Origin of the sequence: Lampropedia cohaerens (assembly GCF_001005215.1) — a bacterium.
Lineage (GTDB): Bacteria > Pseudomonadota > Gammaproteobacteria > Burkholderiales > Burkholderiaceae_C > Lampropedia > Lampropedia cohaerens.
In genome coordinates, this window is record NZ_LBNQ01000021.1 from 28492 (window position 1) to 52183 (window position 23692).

23 protein-coding genes are annotated in these 23692 nt (G+C 62.6%); 12 read left to right on the top strand and 11 right to left on the bottom strand.

The window, feature by feature from the left end; translation table 11 throughout:
• Positions 1-515: 515 nt before the first annotated feature.
• From AAV94_RS14365 to AAV94_RS06190, 12 genes are all read left to right on the top strand, one after another.
• On the top strand, positions 516-1505 hold the full coding sequence (locus AAV94_RS14365; RefSeq protein ID WP_052754938.1) for a tannase/feruloyl esterase family alpha/beta hydrolase: 990 nt from the start codon (positions 516-518) through the stop codon (positions 1503-1505).
• Positions 1496-1999 (top strand): tannase/feruloyl esterase family alpha/beta hydrolase, encoded by a 504-nt coding sequence (locus AAV94_RS14370; protein WP_052754939.1) that lies wholly within the window; start codon positions 1496-1498, stop codon positions 1997-1999. Before AAV94_RS14365 ends, AAV94_RS14370 begins: the two co-directional genes overlap by 10 nt.
• A gap of 267 nt (positions 2000-2266) precedes the next feature.
• On the top strand, positions 2267-3496 hold the full coding sequence (locus tag AAV94_RS06145) for an ABC transporter substrate-binding protein (protein WP_046741461.1): 1230 nt from the start codon (positions 2267-2269) through the stop codon (positions 3494-3496).
• A gap of 107 nt (positions 3497-3603) precedes the next feature.
• Positions 3604-5541, top strand: a complete 1938-nt coding sequence (locus AAV94_RS06150; protein ID WP_046741462.1) for an ABC transporter permease — start codon at positions 3604-3606, stop codon at positions 5539-5541.
• Positions 5538-6329 (top strand): ABC transporter ATP-binding protein, encoded by a 792-nt coding sequence (locus tag AAV94_RS06155; protein WP_046741463.1) that lies wholly within the window; start codon positions 5538-5540, stop codon positions 6327-6329. Before AAV94_RS06150 ends, AAV94_RS06155 begins: the two co-directional genes overlap by 4 nt.
• Complete coding sequence (locus AAV94_RS06160; RefSeq protein WP_046741464.1) at positions 6326-7123, top strand: ABC transporter ATP-binding protein; 798 nt, start codon at positions 6326-6328, stop codon at positions 7121-7123. Before AAV94_RS06155 ends, AAV94_RS06160 begins: the two co-directional genes overlap by 4 nt.
• Positions 7124-7381: 258 nt before the next feature.
• Positions 7382-8533, top strand: a complete 1152-nt coding sequence (locus AAV94_RS06165; RefSeq protein ID WP_046741465.1) for an FAD-dependent monooxygenase — start codon at positions 7382-7384, stop codon at positions 8531-8533.
• Between the two features lie 92 nt (positions 8534-8625).
• The gene (locus tag AAV94_RS06170) at positions 8626-9381 is read left to right on the top strand and encodes a maleate cis-trans isomerase family protein (RefSeq protein ID WP_046741466.1); all 756 of its coding nucleotides are present in this window, start codon (positions 8626-8628) and stop codon (positions 9379-9381) included.
• Positions 9382-9406: 25 nt separating this feature from the next.
• Complete coding sequence (locus tag AAV94_RS06175) at positions 9407-10180, top strand: alpha/beta fold hydrolase (protein WP_046741467.1); 774 nt, start codon at positions 9407-9409, stop codon at positions 10178-10180.
• 39 nt (positions 10181-10219) lie between these two features.
• Positions 10220-11251 carry a M29 family metallopeptidase gene (locus AAV94_RS06180; RefSeq protein ID WP_046741468.1) on the top strand — a complete coding sequence of 344 codons (1032 nt, stop codon included), beginning with the start codon at positions 10220-10222 and terminating at the stop codon, positions 11249-11251.
• 44 nt (positions 11252-11295) lie between these two features.
• Complete coding sequence (locus AAV94_RS06185; protein ID WP_046741469.1) at positions 11296-11916, top strand: isochorismatase family protein; 621 nt, start codon at positions 11296-11298, stop codon at positions 11914-11916.
• 39 nt (positions 11917-11955) lie between these two features.
• Complete coding sequence (locus AAV94_RS06190; protein WP_046741470.1) at positions 11956-12576, top strand: flavin reductase family protein; 621 nt, start codon at positions 11956-11958, stop codon at positions 12574-12576.
• Positions 12577-12621: 45 nt separating this feature from the next.
• On the opposite strand, the gene AAV94_RS06195 is transcribed toward AAV94_RS06190, so the two are convergent.
• The 11 genes from AAV94_RS06195 to AAV94_RS06245 form a co-directional block, all read right to left on the bottom strand.
• Positions 12622-13359, bottom strand: a complete 738-nt coding sequence (locus AAV94_RS06195; RefSeq protein ID WP_156454360.1) for a hypothetical protein — start codon at positions 13357-13359, stop codon at positions 12622-12624.
• 132 nt (positions 13360-13491) lie between these two features.
• Positions 13492-15003: an alkaline phosphatase gene (locus tag AAV94_RS06200; RefSeq protein ID WP_046741485.1), complete on the bottom strand. Its 1512-nt coding sequence runs from the start codon at positions 15001-15003 to the stop codon at positions 13492-13494.
• Between the two features lie 29 nt (positions 15004-15032).
• The gene (locus tag AAV94_RS06205) at positions 15033-16469 is read right to left on the bottom strand and encodes an alkaline phosphatase (protein ID WP_046741471.1); all 1437 of its coding nucleotides are present in this window, start codon (positions 16467-16469) and stop codon (positions 15033-15035) included.
• A gap of 268 nt (positions 16470-16737) precedes the next feature.
• Positions 16738-17748, bottom strand: a complete 1011-nt coding sequence (locus tag AAV94_RS06210; RefSeq protein ID WP_046741472.1) for an RluA family pseudouridine synthase — start codon at positions 17746-17748, stop codon at positions 16738-16740.
• A 122-nt stretch (positions 17749-17870) separates the two neighbouring features.
• A complete protein-coding gene (locus tag AAV94_RS06215; RefSeq protein WP_046741473.1) occupies positions 17871-18671 on the bottom strand; it encodes a peptidoglycan DD-metalloendopeptidase family protein in 801 nt (266 codons plus the stop codon).
• Positions 18672-18684: 13 nt separating this feature from the next.
• Positions 18685-19470 (bottom strand): protein-L-isoaspartate(D-aspartate) O-methyltransferase, encoded by a 786-nt coding sequence (locus AAV94_RS06220; protein ID WP_046741474.1) that lies wholly within the window; start codon positions 19468-19470, stop codon positions 18685-18687.
• Positions 19471-19541: 71 nt separating this feature from the next.
• The gene (gene surE / locus AAV94_RS06225; protein ID WP_046741486.1) at positions 19542-20351 is read right to left on the bottom strand and encodes a 5'/3'-nucleotidase SurE; all 810 of its coding nucleotides are present in this window, start codon (positions 20349-20351) and stop codon (positions 19542-19544) included.
• A gap of 79 nt (positions 20352-20430) precedes the next feature.
• Positions 20431-20985: a ClpXP protease specificity-enhancing factor gene (locus AAV94_RS06230; protein WP_046741475.1), complete on the bottom strand. Its 555-nt coding sequence runs from the start codon at positions 20983-20985 to the stop codon at positions 20431-20433.
• Between the two features lie 194 nt (positions 20986-21179).
• On the bottom strand, positions 21180-21779 hold the full coding sequence (locus AAV94_RS06235; RefSeq protein ID WP_046741476.1) for a glutathione S-transferase N-terminal domain-containing protein: 600 nt from the start codon (positions 21777-21779) through the stop codon (positions 21180-21182).
• Positions 21780-22140: 361 nt separating this feature from the next.
• Complete coding sequence (locus tag AAV94_RS06240) at positions 22141-23124, bottom strand: Bug family tripartite tricarboxylate transporter substrate binding protein (protein WP_046741477.1); 984 nt, start codon at positions 23122-23124, stop codon at positions 22141-22143.
• Between the two features lie 139 nt (positions 23125-23263).
• Positions 23264-23692 (bottom strand): IS5 family transposase (locus AAV94_RS06245; RefSeq protein WP_046740683.1); only part of this gene is annotated, 429 nt, incomplete at its 5' end.

Consider the following 23692-nt stretch of genomic DNA (forward strand, 5'->3'; position numbering starts at 1 on the left):
CGTTTCAATGCGCCGCGCCCCGCCAAATTCCGCCACAACAAAGCGTAGACACTCAAACCATTTTGCAAATTGCAATAAATAGCCAGCAAATCATTGGCTATTGATAGCCATGGCATGGTTGTTGCAGAAATCAATGCATGCATACACCTTAAATGCACTTCACTGGAGGTGGCACCAATCCTGTTCAGGCTGTTGTGGCAAGCCGCAGCGCAGTGGCGTCCTGCCCATGCCCGGCATGGGGACGCAGCAGCCCGTCGGCTCCCGCCAGTTACGGGACGCGCACCTCTCTTCCCATCCCGGCAAGGCGACTTGCCATCCTCCCGACGCAATCATGCCAACGCGCACTCACCCATTGCCCCCTGTCGCGGGCAATCCGTTGTTGTATTTACTCGCAGCCGCTGCTCTACCCGCCTGTGGCGGGGGGAGGGGACGCATCTTCGGACGATCGCTCCGATCCTCGAGCCTTTGCGAATCGTTGCGAGGCGCTGCCGGGCGCCACGGTTGCAGGCGGCGCAGTGACGCAGGCGACCTTCGAGCGCGCCAGCGCTGGCGCGATCACCGCTACCTCCTGGCCCGACCATTGCCTGGTGCGAGGCGCCATGAACCAGCGCACCGGCATCGACGGCAAGCCCTATGCACTACAGTTCGAGTTGCGCCTGCCGATGGCATGGAACCAACGTTTTTATTACCAGGGAGGCTCAGGCGTCGACGGGCAACTCTTTACCGCCCTGGGCAACTACAGCGGCGGCGGCAATACCCGCAACGCCTTGCTGGACGGCTTCGCCGTGGTCACCACCGACTCGGGACACATTGCCGAGGCAGGCATGGAAAACGGCAGTTACCTGTTCGGCGCAGACCCGCAGGCGCGCGATGAGTATGGCGACATGCAACTGCCGCAGGTGACTGCGGCAGCCAAGACGCTTATCACCGGTTTCTATGGCGAGAGCCCGCAAAAGTCCTACTTCGTCGGCTGCTCCAACGGCGGCAGGCAAGCCATGATTGCGGCGCAACGCTATCCAGAGCTCTTTGACGGCATCGTGGCCGCGGCACCAGGCTTTCGCCTCGCACAGGCCTCAATCGAGGCAGGCATCCACCAGGTCCAGCGTGCCGCCCAGGTGGCACCCAGGGGTGCAGATGGCAAGCCGGATCTGAGCCAAGCGATGTCGCCTGCGGAAACGCAGATCGTCAAAGATCGCATCCTGCAGGCTTGCGACGCGGCAGACGGTGCGGTTGATGGCATCGTGAGCAAAATGGGCGCCTGCCAGCCCGACCCCTTGGAGTGGGTCTGCAAGCCAGGAGACAACGGCAACTGCCTGAGCGCCGAGAAAGCGCAATTCGTCAAGGACATGTTCGCAGGTGGCCAGCTGGCTTCCGGCGAGCTGATTTATGCCCGCTGGCCGTATGACCCGGAAATGGTCGGGATGTTCGGTGTGCCGTTTCGCAGCATCTTTGCGGGCGAAGCCTCACACATCTACACCACGCCCCCACGCTGGGCATGGATCTGATGGACTACTCGCTCACGGCCGACGTCGACACCGAATATGCCAAGCTGTTTGCCACGCAGACACCCTTCACGCGCAGCGGCGTGGAGTTCACCAATGGCGACTCGGAGAATCTGGACGCCTTCCGACAGCGTGGCGGCAAGCTGATCATCTTCCATGGCGCGGCCGACCTGGCCTTCTCCATTCACGACGTTGCGGCGTACTACGACCGGCTGCGCGCTCGCTACGGAGATGCACAGACTGCCGATACCGCACGCGCCTTTTTCGTGCCAGGCATGGCGCACTGCGCGGGCGGCAATGCGACCGACCAGTTCGATGCCGTCGGCGCTGTCATCGGCTGGGTGGAGGCAGGCCGCGCTCCGGACGTGTTGATCGCGACGGCGGGCGCGGGCACGGACTGGCCAGGCCGCACTCGCCCGCTCTGCCCCTACCCGCAGGAAGCTGTCTACAAAGGCTCGGGAAGCCTGGAAGACGCAGAAAACTTTGCGTGTCGATGAAGATATTTTAAGTGTATACATCATAACATTGGCATAAGAGAAGGCGTTTTATCACCCCCTAGGATAGGCACCAACAAGATGCACAAACCCCTGAAACAGGTAAAAAATAGCTGAAATGACAGTCTATTAGCATTCTTTTGGTGCATCCCCTGCCTGCTCTCGCGTAGGCCGACCTGGAACGGTTATTGCTTCCTTATTTCGAGCGCATGCATTCTATGTCGCTTGAATCGCGCTACCGCGCAGCCTCAACCGCTTCCAGGAGAGACCATGAACCTACCCCTTCTTCCCCAGTGCCTGCAGACGGTGCGCTGGGCCACCGCCATCGGTGCCGCCACCCTTGCCATGGCCGCATCGGCACAGGACACCATCAAGATCGGTGAGATCAACAGCTACAAGGCGCAGCCTGTTTTCCTGGAAGCCTACAAGCAGGGCATGGCCCTGGCGCTGGAGGAAGCGAATGCGGCGGGTGGCGTCAACGGCAAGCAGTTCGAGCTGATCATCCGCGATGACAACGCCAACCCGGGCGAAGCAGTGCGTCAGGCCGAGGAACTGCTCTCGCGCGAAAAAGTCGACATCCTGGCAGGCACTTTCCTCTCGCACGTAGGGCTGGCCATGGCTGATTACGCGCGGCAAAAGCAGGTGTTCTTCCTGGCCAGTGAGGCGCTGACCGATAAGATCACCTGGGACAGTGGCAGCCCCTACACATTCCGCCTTCGCACCTCGACCTACATGCTGGCAGCGTCGCTGGTGCCGGAGGCCGTCAAGCTGAACAAGAAGCGCTGGGCCATCATCTACCCGAACTATGAATACGGGCAGTCCGCCGCGGAGACCTTCAAGACGCTTCTGAAGCAAGCGCAGCCGGATGTCGAGTTCGTGATCGAGCAGGCTCCGCCGCTGGGCAAGGTGGATGCCGGCAGCGTGGTACAGGCCGTGGCCGATGCCAAGCCGGATGCCGTGTTCAACGCGCTGTTCGGGCCGGATCTGGCCAAGCTGGTGCGGGAAAGCACTACGCGCGGTGCCTTTGCGGGCATTCCGGTGGTCAGTGTGCTGACGGGCGAGCCCGAATACCTGGAACCGTTGCGCGACGAGGCGCCAGTGGGGTGGATCGTCACCGGCTACCCCTGGTACGCGATCGACACGCCTGAGCACAAGGCGTTCGTGCAGGCCTATCAAGCCAAGTTCGGAGATGGCAACCTGCGGTTGGGTTCGGTGGTGGGTTACTCCACCATCAAGTCCATCGTCGAAGGTGTCAAGCGTGCCGGCGGCAAGACCGACACGGAATCGATGATCAAGGCCTTTTCCGGCCTGAAGGTGCCAACGCCCGACGGTGTCATCGAGTACCGCGCGATCGACCACCAATCGACCATGGGCACCTATGTGGGTCGCATCGCGCTCAAGGACGGTGAAGGCGTCATGGAGGACTTCTACTACGTCCCCGGCGAGCAGCTGCTGCCACCTGACGAGGAAGTCGCCAAGCTGCGCCCCGCCACGCCTTAAGCCTGAACGGCGGCGAGAACCTGCCCCGTCCTGCACTGGACGTGGGCAGCAGCCGCCCTCTTTTTGACCATTCGACACGCCAAGCGCATCTAGGAATAGAGATTCCCATGGATTTAACTGGCTTTCTGGCACAGCTGCTTAACGGGCTGGCCGAAGCGTCCTCGCTTTTTCTTGTGGCTGCCGGCCTCTCACTGATATTCGGCGTCACCCGCATCGTGAACTTCGCGCACGGCTCGTTCTACATGCTGGGCATCTACATTGCCTATTCGCTGGTCGAGCGGCTGGGCATCGGCGCCACCGCCGGCATCGGCTTCTGGGGCAGCCTGGTACTGGCATCACTGCTTGTCGGTGCCATCGGCGCACTGGTGGAAGTGGTGGTGCTACGGCGCATCTATAAATCGACGGAGCTGTTTCAGCTGCTCGCAACCTTTGCGCTGGTGCTGATCATCAACGATTTCGTGCTCTGGCTGTGGGGCCCCGAGGAGCTGCTGGGACGTCGTGCCCCGGGCTTGACCGGCTCCATCGATCTGCTCGGGCGCCCCTACCCGACCTACAACCTGTTTCTGATCGTGGTCGGTCCGGCAGTGCTGGCACTGATGTGGCTGCTGCTCACGCGCACCCGCTGGGGCGTGCTGGTGCGTGCCGCTACGCAGGATCGCGAGATGCTTGGCGCACTGGGAGTCAACCAGGCCTGGCTGTTCACCGGCGTGTTCGCACTGGGGGCAATGCTAGCCGGGCTGGGCGGTGCCATCCAGCTGCCGCGCGAGCCGGCCAGCCTGGTGCTCGACCTCAAGGCCATCGGCGAGGCCTTCATCATCGTCGTGGTCGGTGGCATGGGCTCCATTCCGGGCGCCTACGTGGCCGCGCTACTGATTGCAGAGATCAAGGCCATTTGCATCGGCCTTGGCAATATGCACATACTCGGCGTGGAGGTTTCGTTCTCGAAACTGACACTGGTGGTGGAGTTTCTCGTCATGGCGCTGGTGCTGGTGTTTCGGCCCTGGGGCCTGATGGGCCGCCCGCAGGCCGCCAGCCGCAACATGGCCCCCGCCGAAGCGCCGCTGCGCCCGAGCTCGCCACAGTTCAAGCTGCTGATGATGGGGGTGGTGGCGATTCTGGCCAGTCTGCCCGTGCTGACGGACTGGTTCCCGTATGCGCCCGTGCTGGCGCAGGACGTGCTCATTGCCGTGCTGTTTGCCACCAGCCTGCACTTCATCATGGGGCCGGGCGGCATGCACTCCTTCGGGCATTCTGCCTACTACGGTCTGGGCGCGTACGGCGCAGCCATCCTCTTCAAGGCCGTGATGATGCCCATGCCACTGGCGCTGGCACTGGCGCCGATCGTCGCCGGCATTGGCGCCCTGCTCTTCGGCTGGTTCTGCGTGCGCCTCTCGGGCGTGTACCTGACCATGCTGACCCTAGCGTTCTCGCAGATCGTCTGGTCCATCGTCTTCCAGTGGGACAGCTTCACCGGCGGCTCCAACGGGCTGATCGGCGTATGGCCCAGCAGCTGGCTGTCGGGCTCGGCCTACTTCTATCTGACGCTGGCAGTGGTGGTGCTGTCGATTCTGCTGCTGCGCCGCATCCTTTTTGCGCCATTTGGCGTTGCGCTGCGCGCCGGAAGGGACTCCACGCTGCGCGCCGACGCCATCGGCATTGACGTCAAGCGCGTGCAATGGATAGCCTTCGTCATTGCCGGCATCTTCGGCGGCCTGGCTGGCGCGCTGTATGTGTTCTCCAAGGGCAGCATCTCCCCGGACGCCCTGTCGGTGAACAAGTCGGTCGACGGGCTGGTGATGGTGCTGCTCGGTGGGGTGCAGACGCTGATGGGCCCGATCGTCGGCGCAGCCACGTTCAACGTGCTGCAGGACTACATCATGCGGGCCACCGAGTACTGGCGGGCGCTCTTTGGCGGCGTGATATTGCTGCTGGTAATGGTGTTCCCACAGGGCATTGCGGGCTTTGCAAGGCAGGCGGGCGACTGGTGGGCGCACCGGCAAACGGCCAGGATGGCCCTTCGCAGCGAGAAGGAGAAGCAGGCATGACTGCACCACTTTTGCAGGTAACAGGGCTGTGCAAGTCGTTCGGCGGCGTCCGGGCGGTGGACGGCATCCACTTCGACCTCTACCCGGGCGAGCTGCTCGCCCTCATCGGCCCCAACGGGGCGGGCAAGTCCACCACCTTCAACATGGTCGGAGGCCAGCTTGTCGCTACGGCCGGCTCGGTCAAGCTCGCAGGGCACGAGCTGGTCGGCATGAAGCCACGTGACATCTGGCGCCTCGGCGTCGGGCGCACCTTCCAGATTGCCGCAACATTCAGCTCCCTGACGGTGGTCGAGAACGTGCAGATGGCGCTGCTGTCGCACCAGTCGCGCATCTACACCTTCTGGCGCAGCGCGGCGTCGCAGTACCGCAGTGAAGCGCTGGAGCTGCTCGATCAGGTCGGCATGCGCGCACAGGCCAACCGGCCCTGCAGCGAGCTGGCCTATGGCGACGTCAAGCGCGTCGAGCTGGCAATGGGGCTGGCCAACGACCCCAAGCTGCTGCTGATGGACGAGCCGACCGCCGGCATGGCTCCCAAGGAGCGCAACGCGCTGATGGCATTGACCAAGCAGCTGGTGGTGAACCGCAACATGGCCGTGCTGTTCACCGAGCACAGCATGGACGTGGTGTTTGCCTATGCCGACCGGATGATCGTGCTCGCACGGGGCCGGCTGATTGCGGAAGGCTCGGCAGAGCAGATCCGCAACGACCCCAAGGTGCAGGAAGTGTATTTCGGCAGCGGCAAGACTTTCGAGAAACCATCCCAGGCGCCGCAGGAGGAGACGGCATGACCATGGCTATTGCATCAACGACGGCGCAGGCTGATGCCTTCACGCCAATCGGACCTGCCACACCCGGCACGCAGACGCTGCTGGAGGTCGCGCAGCTCAACGCCTGGTATGGCGCGGCGCACATCCTCTTTGACATCGGCCTGCAGGTGCGCCGCGGCGAGGTGGTGGCACTCATGGGCCGCAACGGCGCGGGTAAGTCCACCACGCTCAAGGCCATCATGGGTCTGCTGAGCCGGCGCAGCGGCCGCGTCAGTTTTCTCGGGCAGGACATTTCGAACAAGGCGTCCTTCGAAATCGCTCGCATGGGGCTGGGCTTCGTGCCCGAGGATCGACGTGTGTTCACCGATCTGACCGTGACGGAGAACCTGGAAGTGGGCCGCCAGCCCGCGCGCCTGTGGCCCGACGGCAGCGAAGCCGTGACCTGGACACCCGAGGCGCTGTACCAGCTGTTCCCCAACCTGGGCGCCATGCAGGATCGCCCCGGCGGACAGATGAGTGGCGGCGAGCAGCAGATGCTCACCGTCGCGCGCACCCTGATGGGCAACCCTTTCCTGGTGCTGCTCGACGAGCCCTCCGAAGGCGTGGCGCCAGTCATCGTAGAGCAGATGGCCCACATGATTCTGGCGCTCAAGGCCAGGGGCACGAGCATCCTGCTGTCCGAGCAGAACGTGCACTTTGCCGAGCTGGTCTCCGACCGCGCCTATGTCCTGGAGAAGGGCCAGCTCAAGTACGAAGGAACCATGGCCGAGCTGGCCGCCAACGAGGAAGTACGCAGAACCTATCTGACGGTCTAGCGCTGACCGGCGCGGGCGGCAATGCCATGCCGGCATGACGCCACCTGCCCCCTTCCTGCGCACTGACGATAACGCGTGCCGCCAGAGGCGCGGGCGGGATGCCTGTGCCTTCAGCGGCGACAGGGCCATGCCCTCCCTTTCGTGAGAGGAGCATGCCCGCATCGACGGCCCCCAATTGCGCGGCCGCCAGTCATTTACCAGCGACGTGCTTGCACGCAGGCATGTCGTGCTTTTCGTTCGACACACGAGGAAACAACAATGACAGAGATTCAACACATCGACATAGCCGTCATCGGCGCAGGCCTGGGCGGCGCCGCCGCGGCAGCGTTGCTCATCGACGCCGGTTTTTCCGTGCACTGCTTCGAGCAGGCACCGGAGTTCACACGCCTTGGCGCTGGCATCCACATCGGCCCGAACGTGATGAAGGTGTTCCGCAAAATCGGGCTGGAAGATCGCCTCGCAGCAATCGGCGCGCACCCCAGCCACTGGTTCTCGCGCGATGGCCGTACCGGCGAGTACCTCTCGAAGATCAAGCTGGGCGACTACGCTGTCTCGGAATATGGCGCGCCCTACATCACCATCCATCGTGGTGACATGCACGCCGAGCAGATTGCTGCCTTGCCGTCCGAGATCGTGCACTTCAACCATCGCCTGGTCGACCTGCAGGAGCGTGACAGCGACGTGTTGCTGAGCTTTGCAGACGGCAAGCAGGTAACTGCCAGCCTGGTCATCGGCGCGGATGGCATCAACTCCATGATTCGCGAGAAACTGCTTGGCCCGGAGAAACCACGTTTTTCCGGCTGGGTCGGCCACCGTGCGCTGATCGACATGAACAAGCTGGCCTCCACCGGCCTGGAGTACGAACGCTGCGTCAAATGGTGGTGGGAAAAATCGCGCCACATCATGGCTTATGCCACCAAGGCCGATGGCAGCGAGTACTACTACGTCACCGGCGTGCCCATCGAGGGCGGCTGGGAACACGAGACCGGCTTCGTCGACAGCTCCAAGGAAGAGATGGAAGCTATTTTCGGCGGCGATGCACACCCCATGGTGCAGGGCCTGATCGATGCCACCACCGAGGTGACCAAATGGCCGTTCTGGAACCGCGATGTGCTCAGCCTGTGGAGCCGTGGCCGCCTTTGCCTGCTGGGCGATGCCTGCCATCCGATGCGCCCGCACATGGCACAGGGTGCCTGCATGGCCATCGAGGACGCCGCCATCCTCACCCGCGCACTGACACAGACGGGCATGGCCCAGTACCAGGACGCCTTCAGGATCTACGAGGCCACACGGCGCGAGCGGGCCACCAAGGTGCAGACCATCTCCAACGCCAACACATGGCTCAAGCAGCCGGAGGATCCGGCATGGGTTTACGCCTACGACCCCATCCACGCACCGCTGGTGGGGTGATCACCCCACATCGCGCAGGCCTTGTGCCTTTTCACGTAATTGGAAAGCAGGCGTCCTCGGCTGCTTTCCCTGCCAGCACCAGAAGGTGTTTCATGACCACCAAACCCTACCGAATAGGCCAGATTGTGCCGAGCTCCAACATCACGATGGAGACGGAGATACCCGCAATGTTGCGCGCACGCGAGCTGATTGCGCCCGAGCGCTTTACCTTTCACTCCTCGCGCATGCGCATGAAGCATGTGACCAAGGAAGAACTCTCCAGGATGGATGCCGACAGCGACCGCTGTGCGCTCGAGCTCTCGGATGCCAAGGTCGACGTCATGGGCTACGCCTGCCTGGTGGCCATCATGTCCATGGGCCTGGGCTACCACTGTGCTTCGAAGGACCGCCTGACGCAGGTGGTGCGCGGCAACGACAGCGATGCGACGGTGATCAACTCCGCCGGTGCGCTGGTCGATGCGCTGCACGCCATGAAGGCCAGGAAGATCGCCATCGTCGCGCCCTACATGAAGCCGCTGGCGCAGATGGTCTTTGACTACATCGCCCACGAGGGCTTCGACGTGGTCGACAGCCGCGCGCTAGAGATTCAGGACAACCTGGCCGTGGCCGCCCATGACCCGATGAACCTGCCCGACATCGTGCAGACCATGGATTACCAGGATGCCGACGTCATTGTGCTCTCGGCCTGCGTGCAGATGCCCTCGCTGCCTGCCATCCAGACCGTGGAAGCCTTGACCGGCAAGCCGGTGGTCACCGCCGCAGTAGCCACCACCTGGGCCATGCTGCGTGCGCTGCAGCTGTCCACCCGCGTGCCCGGCGGCGGCGCGCTGCTCTCTGGCGCTTATTGAATCGACAGTCGAAAGGAAATCCCTCATGCGAGGCTATCACCTGCACGCAAACGGCATTCGCCAGCATTTGATCCACTATCCGGGCAATGGCCCCACGCTGTTGCTGATTCCGGGCATCACCTCTCCAGCCATTACCTGGGGCTTTGTCGGCGAGCGTCTGGCCGACAACTTTGACGTGCACGTGCTCGATGTGCGCGGGCGCGGCCTGAGCGAGGCGGGCGATCTGGACTACACGCTGGATGCCATGGCCGATGACGCGGTGGCGCTGGGCGAGCAACTGGGCCAGCCCATTGTGCTGGGCCATTCCATGGGCGCACGCACGGCCATCCGTGCTGCGCGCAAGAATGCCGATGCGTTCTCGGGCTTGATCCTGGTCGATCCTCCCATGTCCGGTCCGGGCCGACGCCCCTACCCGGCCAAGTGGGCCTGGTACAGCGATTCCATCCGCATGGCGCAAAAGGGCTGCAGCGCCGAGGACATGCGCACCTTCTGCCCTTCGTGGAGCGAGGAACAACTGGCGCTGCGCGCGCAGTGGCTGCATACCTGCCAGTGGGGCGCTATCCGCCAGGCCTGGGATGGCTTTGCCACCGATGACATCCACGCCGATCTGCCGCACATCAAGCTGCCCGCTCGCCTGGTGATTGCCGGTGGCGCCACCGTGGTGCTGCCTGAAGACCAAGCCGAAGTGCAAAGCCTGATGCCGCAATTGGAAGTGCGCAAGGTCGAGGGTGCGGGCCACATGATTCCCTGGGATGACCTGGAAGGTTTTCTGGCGGCCGTTTCGGACTTTCGTGTGTAAGAACCACCTGTTCCAGGTAGCAAAGCAAGGAGATTGACCATGGACCACGCCAGCTTTACCGAGATTTGCCTGCATCAGCTCAAGATGTCAGGCGTGCGCAAGGATGAGCGCCTGATCGTATTGACCCAAGGCAATGACCGGCTGGACTATGCCGATGCCTTCATGGCCGCGGGCCAGCGCCTGGGCGCCAACATGTACCACATGCGCTTGCCCGCCCCCCTGCCCTCCGATGGCTGGTCAGTGGGCGTCACAGGGCTGGCGGCCATGCCCGATGCGGTCGAGGCGCTCAAGCAGTGCGACATGCTCATCGACTGCATCTTCCTGCTGTTTTCCAAGGAGCAGTTCGCCATTCAGGCCGCCGGCACGCGCATTCTCACTGCAGTCGAGCCGCCCGCACTGCTGGCGCGCCTGCTGCCCTATCCGGAGCTGCGCGAGAAGGTGGAGATTGCCGCCAAGATCCTGGAAGAAGCCAAGGTCATGCGCATCACCTCCCCGCACGGCACGGATGTGACCTACCGGCTGAACACCTATCCGACCATAGCCGAGTACGCCTGTACCGATACGCCCGGCCGCTGGGATCATTGGCCCTCGGGCTTTGTCTTTACCGGCGGGGACGATGACGGCGTCGATGGCACGATCGTGGTGGCGCCCGGCGACATTCTGCTGCCGCAGAACCTGATGGTGCGCGAGCCCATTACCTACACGATCGAGAAGGGCTGGATCACCGATATCCGCGGCGGGCTGGAAGCGCAGATCGTCAAGGCCTACATGGAGAGCTTTGGCGACAAGCGCGGCTATGGCATGAGCCATGTGGGCTGGGGCATGAACCCGCAGGCCAAGTGGCACAACTTCGTGCCCGGCGAGTTCCCCGGCGGCATGGGCATGGAGCCGCGCAGCTTCTACGGCAATGTGATGTTCTCCACCGGCCCCAACAATGAGCTGGGCGGGCCCAACGATACGGCCTGCCATCTGGATATTCCGATGCGCGGCTGCTCGCTGTTTCTCGACGATGCGCCGGTGGTGATCGATGGCGACATCGTCGTCAAGGATATTCAGATGACACGCGGCTAGGCCCCTCGTACTGGCTGCGAACCCCTCAAAAGACGAAAGTATCCATGTCTCAGGAACAGATTTATTCGGCGGCCGGATTCGGCCACCCCGTGCCGCGCGGCACGCGCCCGGCCATCATCGTGGTGGACTTCTCCTACGGCTTTACGGATTTGCAGTATCCGACCGCTTCGGATGCCTCGGCCCAGATGGCCGCCACCAGGCGCATTTGCGACAAGCTGCGCAGCCAGGGCTTTCCGGTGGTGTTCTCCACGATTGCCTACCACCCTGGTGAGATCGCCCAGCTGGCCTGGCTTCGCAAGGCCAAGGGCATGGCGGATCTGCTCGAAGGCACCCGTCTGGTCGAGATCGATGCGGCCACCGGTATCCAGCCGGAGGACGTTGTGATCACCAAGAAAGGCGCTTCCTCCTTCTTTGGCTCCAACCTCGCTGCACTGCTTACCGCCGCGGGCACCGATACCCTGATCGTCGCTGGCGCCACCACTTCGGGCTGCGTGCGCGCTACTGTCGTCGATGCCGTGCAGGCGGGCTTCAATGTCCTCGTGCCCCGCGATTGCTGCGCCGATCGCGCCCAGGCGCCCCATGAGGCCAGCCTCTATGACATGCAGCAAAAATATGCCGATGTCACTTCCTCCTCTGACATCCTAGAATGGCTGCAGTCCTTGTAACGACCACCCCCTGACTGCGCTGCAGAGTCAACGCTCGCCATGCATTACCGTACCGATGCGCCACTGCCACTGGCGAGAAATCCTTTCTCGGCCATCGTCTCGCCGCGCCCGATCGCATGGATCAGCACACGAGGCAGGGACGGCCAGGAAAACCTGGCCCCCTACTCCTTCTTCAGCGCAGTCGCCTACGAACCACCGCAGATCGTGGTGGCATCCATTGGCCAAAAACCCGATCGCGCGCAGGGCAAGGACACCCTGACACTGGCGCGTGAATCGGGCGTCTTTTGCGTCAACATCGCCGGCTACGATGATCGCGAGGCGCTCAACCAGTCATCCGCCCCGTATCCCGGCGTCGTCAACGAGGCGGCACTGCTGGGCCTGGCTACGGTGCCCTGCGAGTCCATCGACTGCCCACGCCTGGCCAATGCGCCCGCCGCGCTGGAATGCCGTCTGCTCAACACCATCACGCTGCAGGGCGCGGACAATTTCCTCATGGTGGCACGCGTGGATGTGGTGCATCTGCGCGACGACTGCCTGACGGCCGAGGGTCGCTTCGACGTGTGCCGATTCAGGCTGCTGACACGCCTTGGCTACCAGGACTTTGCCACCATTGATGAAATCTTCACCATGCCCCGGCCGAAGGCCTCAGATGGCAGCTAACCATGGCGCACAGCAATCGGACAGCGGACGGCGCGCGTAGCGCCCCTAATCCAGCAAATCGGAGTAGTCACCCGGCCTGAGTTCCGCCAGCTGGGTCCATGGCAGTACCTGCGGCGGCGCGACTTCCTCGGCGGTCATCAGATAGTAGGTCATGTCGTGCGGACCACGGCGCAGCACGCGGATGGGATACTGCCTGTCGATATCCCAGACAACCTCCGTCATGCTTTCATCTTCGAAACGGCGATAGATCTGCACGCCGTCGCGCGGCTTGCCAACAGGCTGCAGTCCTGCCAGTGATGCCGGCGGGATCACCCAGTAGCTGGCATCCCAGGAGCCGTTGTAGCCGACGTTGCCCTGGTGGCCGCGCTCCACATCGATCAGCAGATCCAGTTGCCGCAGTACCACCTGCACCAGCACCTGCCCATCATCCTGGCGGGTCACCATCAACGGCGCATCCTGTGCCAGCGTATGAGCATGGCCGGCATGCGTGCCGCCGCGCTGCGCCACCGCATGGCCGTGCGCGGCGCTGTCAAGCAGGGCCTTGGGCTGCGTTTTCTCGATCCAGATGCGATTGCCCTGCCGGTACATCAGCTTCTGATAGCTCGCCTCGCGCTGCACGCCGTCCGCACCGATGTTGATGGTGTGGTAGCTCAGCTGCAGGTATACGTCGGGCGCAGGCATGGTTACCGCTGGCTGGTTTTTTGCCTGTACGCCAGCGGTCGCGAGAACCAGCAGTGCCATACAGCGCACCAGTATGCTGCGCAGTACTTGGGAAGATGTCATCGTCAGATATCCATTTATTCAATCGATCAGGCAGCTGCGGCAACGCCCAGGGCCCGGCGCAATCTGGCGTCAGGCCCTGGGCGGTTGCAGTGGCGTGCCGAACACACGCCCCTCAGCCTGGTGCAGACTTCGTCACAGCCCGGCAGCTGCACGCACCTTCTCGAACACCTTGGTGTTGTCATAGGTACCGCGGAAGTGGCGTGCGCCCGCACCACCGGCATAGAGCATCACGTCGCCACCGCCGTGGGTTTCAGCACCGGGAGTCCCAAGCGGTACGCCCACTTCCTGCAGGAAGTTATCGGCCGTAGTATCGGCATTGCTCAGATCCTGCCGCTCAGCGCTGCGTGATGGCGAAATGAACGCATCGCCATCTTCCGGGTTAACCGCGCCTTCTGGGGCGCGCCCACCGTTACCGAACACCAGGGTGGTGTAGGGCTTGCCATCAGCTGCCTTGACAACCTCGCCTGTCGTGTAATCGTGTACCAGTCCGAGGATGGGATTGCCGATTTTGGTATAGCCGTTGAACGCGATGGCGTGGTCATGGTCGGCAGTCACCACAACGAGGGTATTCGCCAGTCCAGGGTCACGTTCCTCCATGAACGCCACAGCCTTTTCGATTGCCGCATCCAGTGCCAGCGTATCCTCCAGGGCACGCTTGGCGTTGGTGCCATGCAGGGCATGGTCGATACGGCCGCCTTCAACCATCAAAAAGAAGCCTTTGTCGTTCTTGGTGAGTACTTCCAGCGCCTTTTGCGTCATGTCGGCCAAACTGGGCTGGTCCAGGCCAAGCTTGACGCGGTCCAGCTCGTATGCCATTTCGCTGTTGGAAAACAGACCCAGAAGCTTGTTCGTATTGGCCGCATCCAGTGTCATCAATGCGGAGCCGGAGTCCACATAGGTGTACCCCTGGGCCGTCAGATCGGCCACGAGGTTGCGATCGTCAGTACGACGGCTCTGCGGGTAGGCCGACTTGGGCAGATAGTTGCGCCAACCACCGCCCAGCATCACGTCTATGCCCGAACCCAGTTTCGGGTTGAATTCCGGGTAGCCTGGCACGGACTGCTCGGCGATGGTGTTGTAGGCGTTGCGGTTGCACACGTGCGCATAGGTTGTTGCTGGCGTGGCGTGCCCCAGACGGGTGTTGGAGACCACCCCTGTGGCGCGGCCTTGTTCGATGGCCAGCTCAAGCAAGGTGGTCACCGGCTGGCCATTGCCTTGCGGGCAGGTCGTATCTTCGCCGTTGATGTATTGGGTGCCATCCGGCGCATAAGCCTGCGTTTCCGTGCTCATGGAGATGACCTCGTTGTTCATCTTCACGCCGGTCATATACGCGGCCATGGAAGGCGCGCTGTCGGTCGTCTGGCCATCGTTGGAGAAGGTCTTGATACGCCCAGCGTAGCCGAGCTTTTGCATCACCAGTTCGGCGCGCTCGGAGGTCTCCAGGTCCGCACCGGCGGCAATTTCCTTCTCACCCTTGTAGATACGCGCCGCGGTGACCGTCACCGGCCCCATGCCGTCGCCCAGGAAGAAGATCACGTTCTTGGCGGTCTGGCTGGCCTGCTGAGCCCAGGAAGGCGCCGCGCCGGCCATCAGTGCTGCGCCAAGCGCCAGCACGATCGAGGATTTGCGGATAGTACATGTCATGATGGTTTTCCTCATCGGTGGGACGCGGCTTACAGGCCTACGGCCTCTTTAATCAAGTCAAAGACTTCGGTGTTGACCATCGTGCCCTTGAAACGCTCGGCACCCATGCCCTTGGCGCCCAGGAACACATCGCCACCACCATGGGTTTCGACGGCGAGGGGAACCACAGCTTCCTGCAGATAGTCGGGATCTGCCACCTGTGCCTCGGTCAGAGGGCTGCGCGTAGCTGGACGGTTCGGGCCATTACCAAATCCGAGGATGGTGTAGCTGTTGCCATCCACGTCCGTTGAGGGCTGACCATTGACGTAGTTGTTAACCAAGCCGAGCACCCCAGGGTTGGTCGGTGTGGTCGGGCCGGTACGAGCCGCGTAGCCATTCATTTGCAGCGTGTGGTCATGGTCGGCTGTTACGACAATGAGGGTGTTCTGCAGACCAGGGTCGATCGCTTCGAGCTTCTCGATGGCGGTTGCGATCGCCTGGTCAAATGCCACCGTGTCATCCAATGCTCTGCGGGCGTTCGTCGCATGCAGAGCATGGTCGATGCGGCCGCCTTCGACCATGAGGAAGAAGCCGCGATTTTGCGCAGCCAGCGCATCGATGGCCTTTTCGGTCATCTCGGCAATGCTGGGCTCCTTTGCAGGGTCGCGGTCGAACTCGTAGCTCATGTCACTGGGAGTCAGCAAAGCAGCAATCTTGCTGCCGTCGGTGGGCAGTGCATCGAACTGTGCGCGATTGGCCGCAAAGTGGTAGTTGGCGGCCTGCAGTTCGGCCACCAGGTTGCGCTCATCATTGCGACGGCTGCCTTGCGTGCCAGCAGGCAGGAAATTGCGGATGCCGCCGCCGATGATCACGTCAAGCCCATCCCCCAGGCGTGCGTTGTACCCCTCGCCGCCCGGCACCAGCGCCGCAGCAATGGTGTTGTAGGCATCACGATGGCACACGTGCGCATAGGTAGTCGCGGGCGTGGCATGCGTCACCCGCGTGGTGGTCACGATACCGGTGCCATACCCTGCTTGCTTCATCAATTCCAGCAGCGTGGGCACCGGCTCACCATTGCCAGCCGGGCAGGTCGAATCCTCGTTGACGGCATAGGCCTTGCCCTGCGCATCTACGGCACTGGTTTCGGCGGACATGGAGATGACCTCATTATTCATCTTCACGCCGGTCATGTAGGCGGCCATGGAGGGCGCGCTATCGGTTACTTGGCCGTCGCGCGAATAGGTATGGATGAATGCGGTTTCGGGCAATTCATCAATGGTCAGCGCACCGTCCTCGCCTTTTGAGTAAATGCGCGCGGCAGTCAAGGTGGTGATGCCCATGCCATCGCCGAGAAAGAACACGACATTTTTCTTGGGTGCGTTTTCGGGGGGGACCACAGGGCTGGGGCCGTTGTCATCACTGCCTCCGCATGCCGCGAGCAGCATTGCAGCAGCCAGCATGACCGGAGTCAATTTCTGGTATGTCATGAAAAGTCCTTGTGTGAAGCCGCAGCATCCATCACGCCGCTAAGCGTGCCGGACTATAGAAAGCGCAGATGACGGCTCCGTGTCACAAGCATGAACATTGCGAATAACTGCACTTAAACATATCAAGTCGATAATCAATTATCAACTTTGCCGGAATCCAACGTTGGCACCGGTCACCGCCACGGAAGAAGCGGCAGCGCCATCCGCGCGCTAGTTCGCCACACTCAAAGAAAGCAGATACGAAAGCCGCGGGCGCACATCTGCAAGGTCAGGGCAATCGCAGCCCGAGGGCGTCGCAAATGGTCTGCAGATCGGCTGGTGCGTCACTGAGGACCTCTATCGGATCCCCCGTGATCGGGTGCCGAAATGCCAGTTTCCAGGCGTGCAGGGCCTGCCGTGCCAGACCGGGATACGCGGCGCCCCCATAGACAGCATCGCCGACCAGCGGAAAACCCAGCTGCCTGGCGTGCACCCGGATCTGATGGGTTCGGCCGGTATGCAGCGCGCAATGCAGCAATACCCAGTCCTCCTGTCGCGCCAAAAGAGTGATGGTAGTGCGCGCCAGCTTGGCCCCCGGGGCGGTGTCAGCCAGCACCGCCATGCGCAGACGATTGTGCGGATCTCGGCCGATGGCGGCATCCACGTCAATACTGCTTCCTTCCTGCGCCCACGGCCATGCGGCGCGTGGTGCGCGCCTTGCAATGGCCAGGTAACGGCGTGAAACCTCGCGGCTGGCGATCTGCTCGACGAGATTTTTTATTGCTGGCAGACTCTTGCCGACTACCATCAATCCGCTGGTGTCCTTATCCAGGCGGTGAACGATGCCTGCACGTGGCAGCGTCGCAAATACGGGCGACCGCGCCAGTAGCCCATTGAGCAAGGTACCGCTCCAGTTGCCTGCGGCAGGATGCACTACCAGCCCTGCCGGCTTGTTGACAACCAGCACATCCTCATCCTCATACCGCACGTCCAGCGCCATTGGCTGCGGGAGGAACGCCTGGCTTTGCGCGCTCGGCTGCAGCCCAACAGCCAGCAGCTGGCCTGCCGAGACCTTGTACGCAGGCTTGATGACGACCTGGTCGTCCAGGCGCACCAGCCCGCGCCGGATCAGGCCCTGCAGGTAACTGCGTGAGAACTCGGGGGCAAGGTCATGCACCGCCTTGTCCAGCCGCTCACCGTGCAAGTGCTCGCCAATTGGGCCATGCCGTTGTTCGGCAACGGCTTCCAGCTCCTCAGTGGAGTCGTCCAATGCACTTGAGAGGGAAGACAGGTCAGGCATGCAGCAGAAATAAAAAAGATCGGCGGTCGCACAACCACCGATCCTCATGCAAGGCAGTGCAGGCCACCCTCACGCAATGCAATGGCCCGCGCGTCCATCGCAGCGCAAAGCGGCCAGGCCGCTCAGCGCTTGGGCAGGTAATTGGCCGGATTGACCGGTTTGCCCTGACGACGCACCTCGAAATGGAGCTTGACCCGGTCCGCATCGGTATCGCCCATTTCGGCGATCTTCTGCCCGCGCTCGACGCGCTGGTCTTCCTTGACCAGCAAGCTGCGATTGTGCGCGTAGGCGGTCAAGTAATCATCGTTGTGCTTGATGATGATCAGGTTGCCATAACCACGCAGGCCTGCGCCGGCATAGACCACATGGCCATTGGCGGCGGCAAATACGGGGTCACCGGCATTGCCGCCGATGTCATAGCCCTTGTTGGTCGACTCATTGAATCCTGCCAGCAAGGGGCCGTTGGCCGGCCACATCAGCTGCAAGCCGGACGGGTTGGCCGCGCCCGGTGAGACGGTCACTGGCGTGACCGCACGACCAGCAGCGGCAGCCGGCGTACCAGAACTGCCCGGCGTACTGACTGGCCGCACCTGCACCCCGGATGCTGGCGCAGGTGAAGCGCCTCCTTCCGGCGGCACGACACGCAGCACCTGGCCTACTTCGATAACATCGGCATTGGCGATCTGGTTCCACGCCGCAATGTCGCGCCAGCTCTGCCCCGTCTCCAGGCCGATACGAATCAGCGTATCGCCAGGCTTGACGATGTAGTGTCCGGCAGGCGCTGACTGTGGCGGCATCACACTGCCTGCCGCAGTGCGGTCCTCAACCGGCGCCTGGTTCAGGCCCACACCCGAGCAGCCTGCAACCAGCAGACACGCCACCAACAAACTGCCCGCGTTGAACCAACGATTCTGATGAAGCATTGTCGCCTTTCCTTTAATCAACTCCCGATTTTAACGGAACAAAATGCACGCCCTCCAGCGTCTGCTGGCGAACGCCAGTGGGGGTCTTGTCCACCACCACCAGCACCTGGTGGCCTTGTGCGGTAGCCGTCGGGGCCACGATGCGGCCGCCGACGGCAAGCTGCTCCACCCAAGCCTGCGGAATGGCATCGCCCCCCGCCGCGGAAACAATAGCCGCATAGGGGGCGCCACGCGCATAACCGGCCATGCCATCACCAAACAGCAGGTGCAGATTGGCCACCCGCATGGGTCGCAGGTTTGCGCGCGCGCGATCGTGCAGCCCCCTCAGCCGTTCGATGGAGTAGACCTCGTCAGCCAGACGGCTCATCACCATGGCCTGATAGCCGCAGCCGGTACCAATCTCCAGCACCCTGCCTGTAATACGCTCGGCGTGAGCGGATCCCACCGTCTCCATGATCAGTGACAGCATACGTGCCACCACCGCGGGCTTGGAAATCGTCTGGCCAAAGCCTATCGGCAGGCTGTTTTCTTCATAGGCCTTGCCCACCAGTGCCGAATCGACGAACAAATGGCGCGGCACATCGCGCATGGCGGCAATGACCGCTGGATGCAGCCCTTGCAGCCCCCGCAGCCGCTGCACCATCCGCTCGCGGGCTCCCTGCTGCCCAGTCACATCGACCAGTCTGCCTCCCGCCAAGGTGGGTAACGCACCGACAGCCGTCGCCGTCGGCGCCGACGCTTGCGCGAGTCCGGCTGGCACCATGACAGAGGCCGCCGCCGAACTAACTGGACCACGCATGCCTGCCCGCGCCGGCGCAGCCGGTTGCGGCAACACCTGCGCGGGAAAACGTGGGCGCCTGGGTGCCGTGCTCACTCCAGGCCCCTTTCGGTTCGGTCTTGCGCCGATGCCAACGCATCCGGGCAGTCATCGCTAAACCGCTTGTCCCAATGCTCCAACGCGCGGTAATCGGTCAAGTCCGCATGTAGCGGCGTCACCGCGACGTGGCCTTGCGCCACCGCATGAAAATCCGTGCCCGGACTCGTGTCGGCTGCGGCGCCAGAAGCGCCGATCCAGTACATGATCTCGCCGCGGGGATTCTTCTGGCAAATCACCCGTTCGGCAGCATGCCGTCGTCCCAGACGGCACCATTTCACAGGCTTGAGCAAGGTCAGCGGCAGGTTGGGGATATTGACATTGAGTAGCCAGCGCTGCCCGGCAATGTGTGACTGCGCCTGCAGCTGCGCAACAAACAGGGCCGCACGGCGCGCTGCCGCGTCGAGATGCGCCCAGTCTCGCTCGACCAGCGAGAAGGCCAGCGACGGAATGCCAAACAGAAAACCCTCCATCGCAGCGCCGACGGTACCGGAGTAAATCGTGTCGTCGCCCATGTTGGCGCCATTGTTGATGCCCGAGACCACAAGGTCAGGACGGTCGTCAAGCAAGCCTGTCAGCGCAATATGCACACAGTCGGCCGGAGTGCCGTTGACATAGCGAAAGCCGTTGTGCGCCTCGCGCACATACAGGGGCGCGTGCAATGTGAGCGCGTTGGACTTGGCACTGTTATTGTGCTCCGGCGCCACCACCAGCACGTGCACGTCCGGCAGCTCGCTCAACGCTTCGTGCAGGGCGACGATCCCCGGAGCCAGGTAGCCATCGTCATTGCACAGCAGTATTCTCAGCATGTCTCAAGTTCCATCGCCGCATGCACGCGTCAGGCGCGGCCGCAGCGGCGCCATTGCAGCCGCGTACAGATCCCTATCACTTGACGACCCGCAAGGCGGGGCGCTTGGCGGCACCGGGGCCTGGGGGAGTTGGCGGCTGTGGCTTGTCATCGTCACTGCTGCTCGCCACCGCAGTCGGCCGGCTCTTCTTGCGGGGCGACGGCAGCGGCGTGGGCTGGCTGGCATGATCGTCCGCAGCAGGCTGCGCTGCTTCAGACACGGGCGCCGCAGCGCCCTGCCCGGCCTGCGTCTGCAATGCTTCCCCACCGGTATCCGTGACCGTGAATGCCATGCCCTGACCATTCTCGCGCGCATAGATCGCCATCACGCGATGGACGGGCACCACGATCTGCCGCGGCACGCCGCCAAAACGCGCCTGGAACTCGATGAAGTCGTTCCCGAGCTGGAGCTTGGCCGTGGCATCGTAGCTGACGTTGAGAACAATCTCGCCGTTGCGCACGAACTCCGGGGGCACCTGCACCGAACCATCGACCTTGACGGCAAGGTACGGCGTCAGGCCATTGTCGGTACACCACTCGTGCAGGGCGCGCAGCAGATAGGGCTGTGTGGAGGGCAAGGTGGGTTCGCTCATGATGGCTTGACTATGGGATCAACGAAGATGCGATGATGGCACGTCCTGAGCCAATGGCACCACAAAAGATGCATACCCTACACCAAAGTTCGGCGCACGAGCATGCAAAACGCGCCGCACGCGCATGAAAACGGCCTGTCAAGACAGGCCGCTGGAAGGCACATCCCGGCAGGACGGCGCGCGGCACAGGCGCGTTACCGGCGCATGACCTTCTCGGAAGGCGTCAATGCCTCGATATACGCGGGCCTGGAAAACAGCCGCTCGGCGTACTTGAGCAGCGGCGCTGCATTGCGGCTGAGTTCAATGCCGTAGTGCTCCAGACGCCACAGCAGCGGCGCGATCGCCACGTCGAGCATGGAAAAATTCTCCCCCAGCATGTATTTGTTCTTGATGAAGTTGGGTGCCAGCTGGGTGAGGCGATCACGGATGTGGGCACGCGCCTTGTCCTTGAGTTTTTCCTCCGCCGACTCTAGGGTGGAGACGTGCACGAACAGCTCCTTCTCGAAGTTGAGCAGGAACAGGCGCACCCGCGCACGATCGACCGGATCGCCCGGCATCAGCTGCGGATGCGGAAAGCGCTCGTCGATGTATTCGTTGATGATGTTCGACTCGTAGAGGATGAGATCGCGCTCCACCAGAATGGGCACCTGGCCATATGGGTTCATGACGTTGATGTCGTCAGGCTTGTTGAACAGGTCCACATCACGAATCTCGAAATCCATGCCTTTTTCGAACAGAACGAAACGGCAGCGGTGGGAGAACGGGCAGGTCGTGCCCGAGTAAAGGACCATCATGGTGGGTGTTTCCTCACAAAAAAGAAAAGTGGCGCAAAATCGCAGCCACTGTTGAAGACGCCGCCGCGCGCTGCAGTCTGCCTGTCGTGAAGCGGCAGTGCTGCTGCACAGGTTGTGCACGGCGCAGTCTCGCACAGGCAATCATACAAAAAGCGGCCAGCGAATTTCAAGGGGGTGCGATCTCACCAACCGTTGACCGGGCTGCGCCGAAATCCTGTCCACGAACTTGTCATGCGTACCGCGGCCACGACCGCACGCTCTGGCACGACAGGCGAAGCCGCTCGCAGCGCAATAACCGGGCCGCCACTGGGGCGCATCGCCCGCAGTGCGTTGCGGCGCAACGCAGTCACATGTTCACGGATCAATCGGCAAACTGGCCAGCCGCCCGGATCACCTGCCCCCACTTGTCGATCTCGGCGGCGACGAACGCCTTGTGCTCAGCCGGGCTGGTGCGTGCATCGGTCGCCACCACTGCCCCCAGATCGGTCTGGCGACGCACGAACTCCGGATCGCGCAGGGCCTGCTTCAACGCATTGTTGAGCGTCCTGAGCACCTCCTGCGGCGTACCAGTGGGCGCATACAGGCCGTGCCAGATCGTGACGTTAAAGTCCGTCAACCCCAGCTCCTCCAGCGTTGGCACATCCTTGTAGATGGCGGAGTGCAGCCGCTGCGGCGTGGTCACGGCATAGGTCTTGACCTTGCCCGCTGCCACGTGCGCGGTGGTATTGGTCGTCTGGTCACACAGCAGGTCAATCTGACCGCCCAGCAGGTCGGAGATCGCAGGCGCCGTCCCGCTGTAAGGGATGGTGACCATCTCCAGCCGGGTAGCGCTCTGCAGCATCAACCCACACAGGTGTGACGCCGAACCCAGGCCCGCATTGCCCAGATTCACCCCCTCCGGTTGCGCCTTGGCCCATTCGATGAGCGCCGGAAATGAATCCGCTTCCAGTGTGGGGCGACCAATCAACGTCATCGGCACGTCATTGATGATGCCCAGGTACGCGAAATCCTCCTGCACATCAAAGGGCAGCCTGCGGTACAACGACGGAGCCGTCGCCATGCCGATATGCGTCAGCAGCAATGTGTAGCCGTCCGGGGCACTACGGGCCGCCTTGGCAATGCCGATGGTGCTGCCTGCACCGGGCGCGTTGTCGATGACGACGGAGACATTACCCAGGCTCTTGCGAAACGCTTCGGCAAAATCACGGGCCACCTTGTCGGTCGGCCCTCCCGCGGTGAACGGGACAATGATGGTGATCGGCTTGCTGCCCGGGTAGCTCTGCGCCGCAGCAGGCAAAGCCAGCACCATCGCGACCACGGAGATGAGTAAAGAACGACGTGCCATCGATGCGCCTCCCCAACGATTTTGGAAACAACGCCGACAGCGTAAGTGCGCCTACGCTAACGGGATATTGTGGTTTACACGCATGGGCGCTGTTGCGCAATTGCCCCACTGAGCGCAGCTACCCCTTTCCCCAGTCTGCTCAGGACACACGTATCGTGTGTGGCGTGCCCAAGCGCGTGAACTGGTTCAGGATCGCCGCGCGCACCTGAAGCTGCGTCACCTGGCGGTCGAAATCTCGGGCCATGACCCGCTCGCCCAGCAACTTGAAGCAACCCATCTTGGTTTCCACCAGGCTGCGCCGGTGGTAACCACTCCATTTCTTCCAGATCGTCCGGCCCAGGTGCCGGGTTGATCGCAAGGTTTCGTTGCGAGCCTCGACGCCCGCGCTGCTGCCTTTCCAGGTCTGCGCATTCTTGCGGGTCGGGATCACGGCGGCGGCTCCGCGTGCCGCAATCGCGGCATGACAGGCCTTGGTGTCATAGGCACCATCGCCGCTCACCGTCGCCACGGCTTCAGTCGCCGGGATCTGCGTCAGCAGCTCAGGCAGCATCGGCGCGTCGCCGATGCG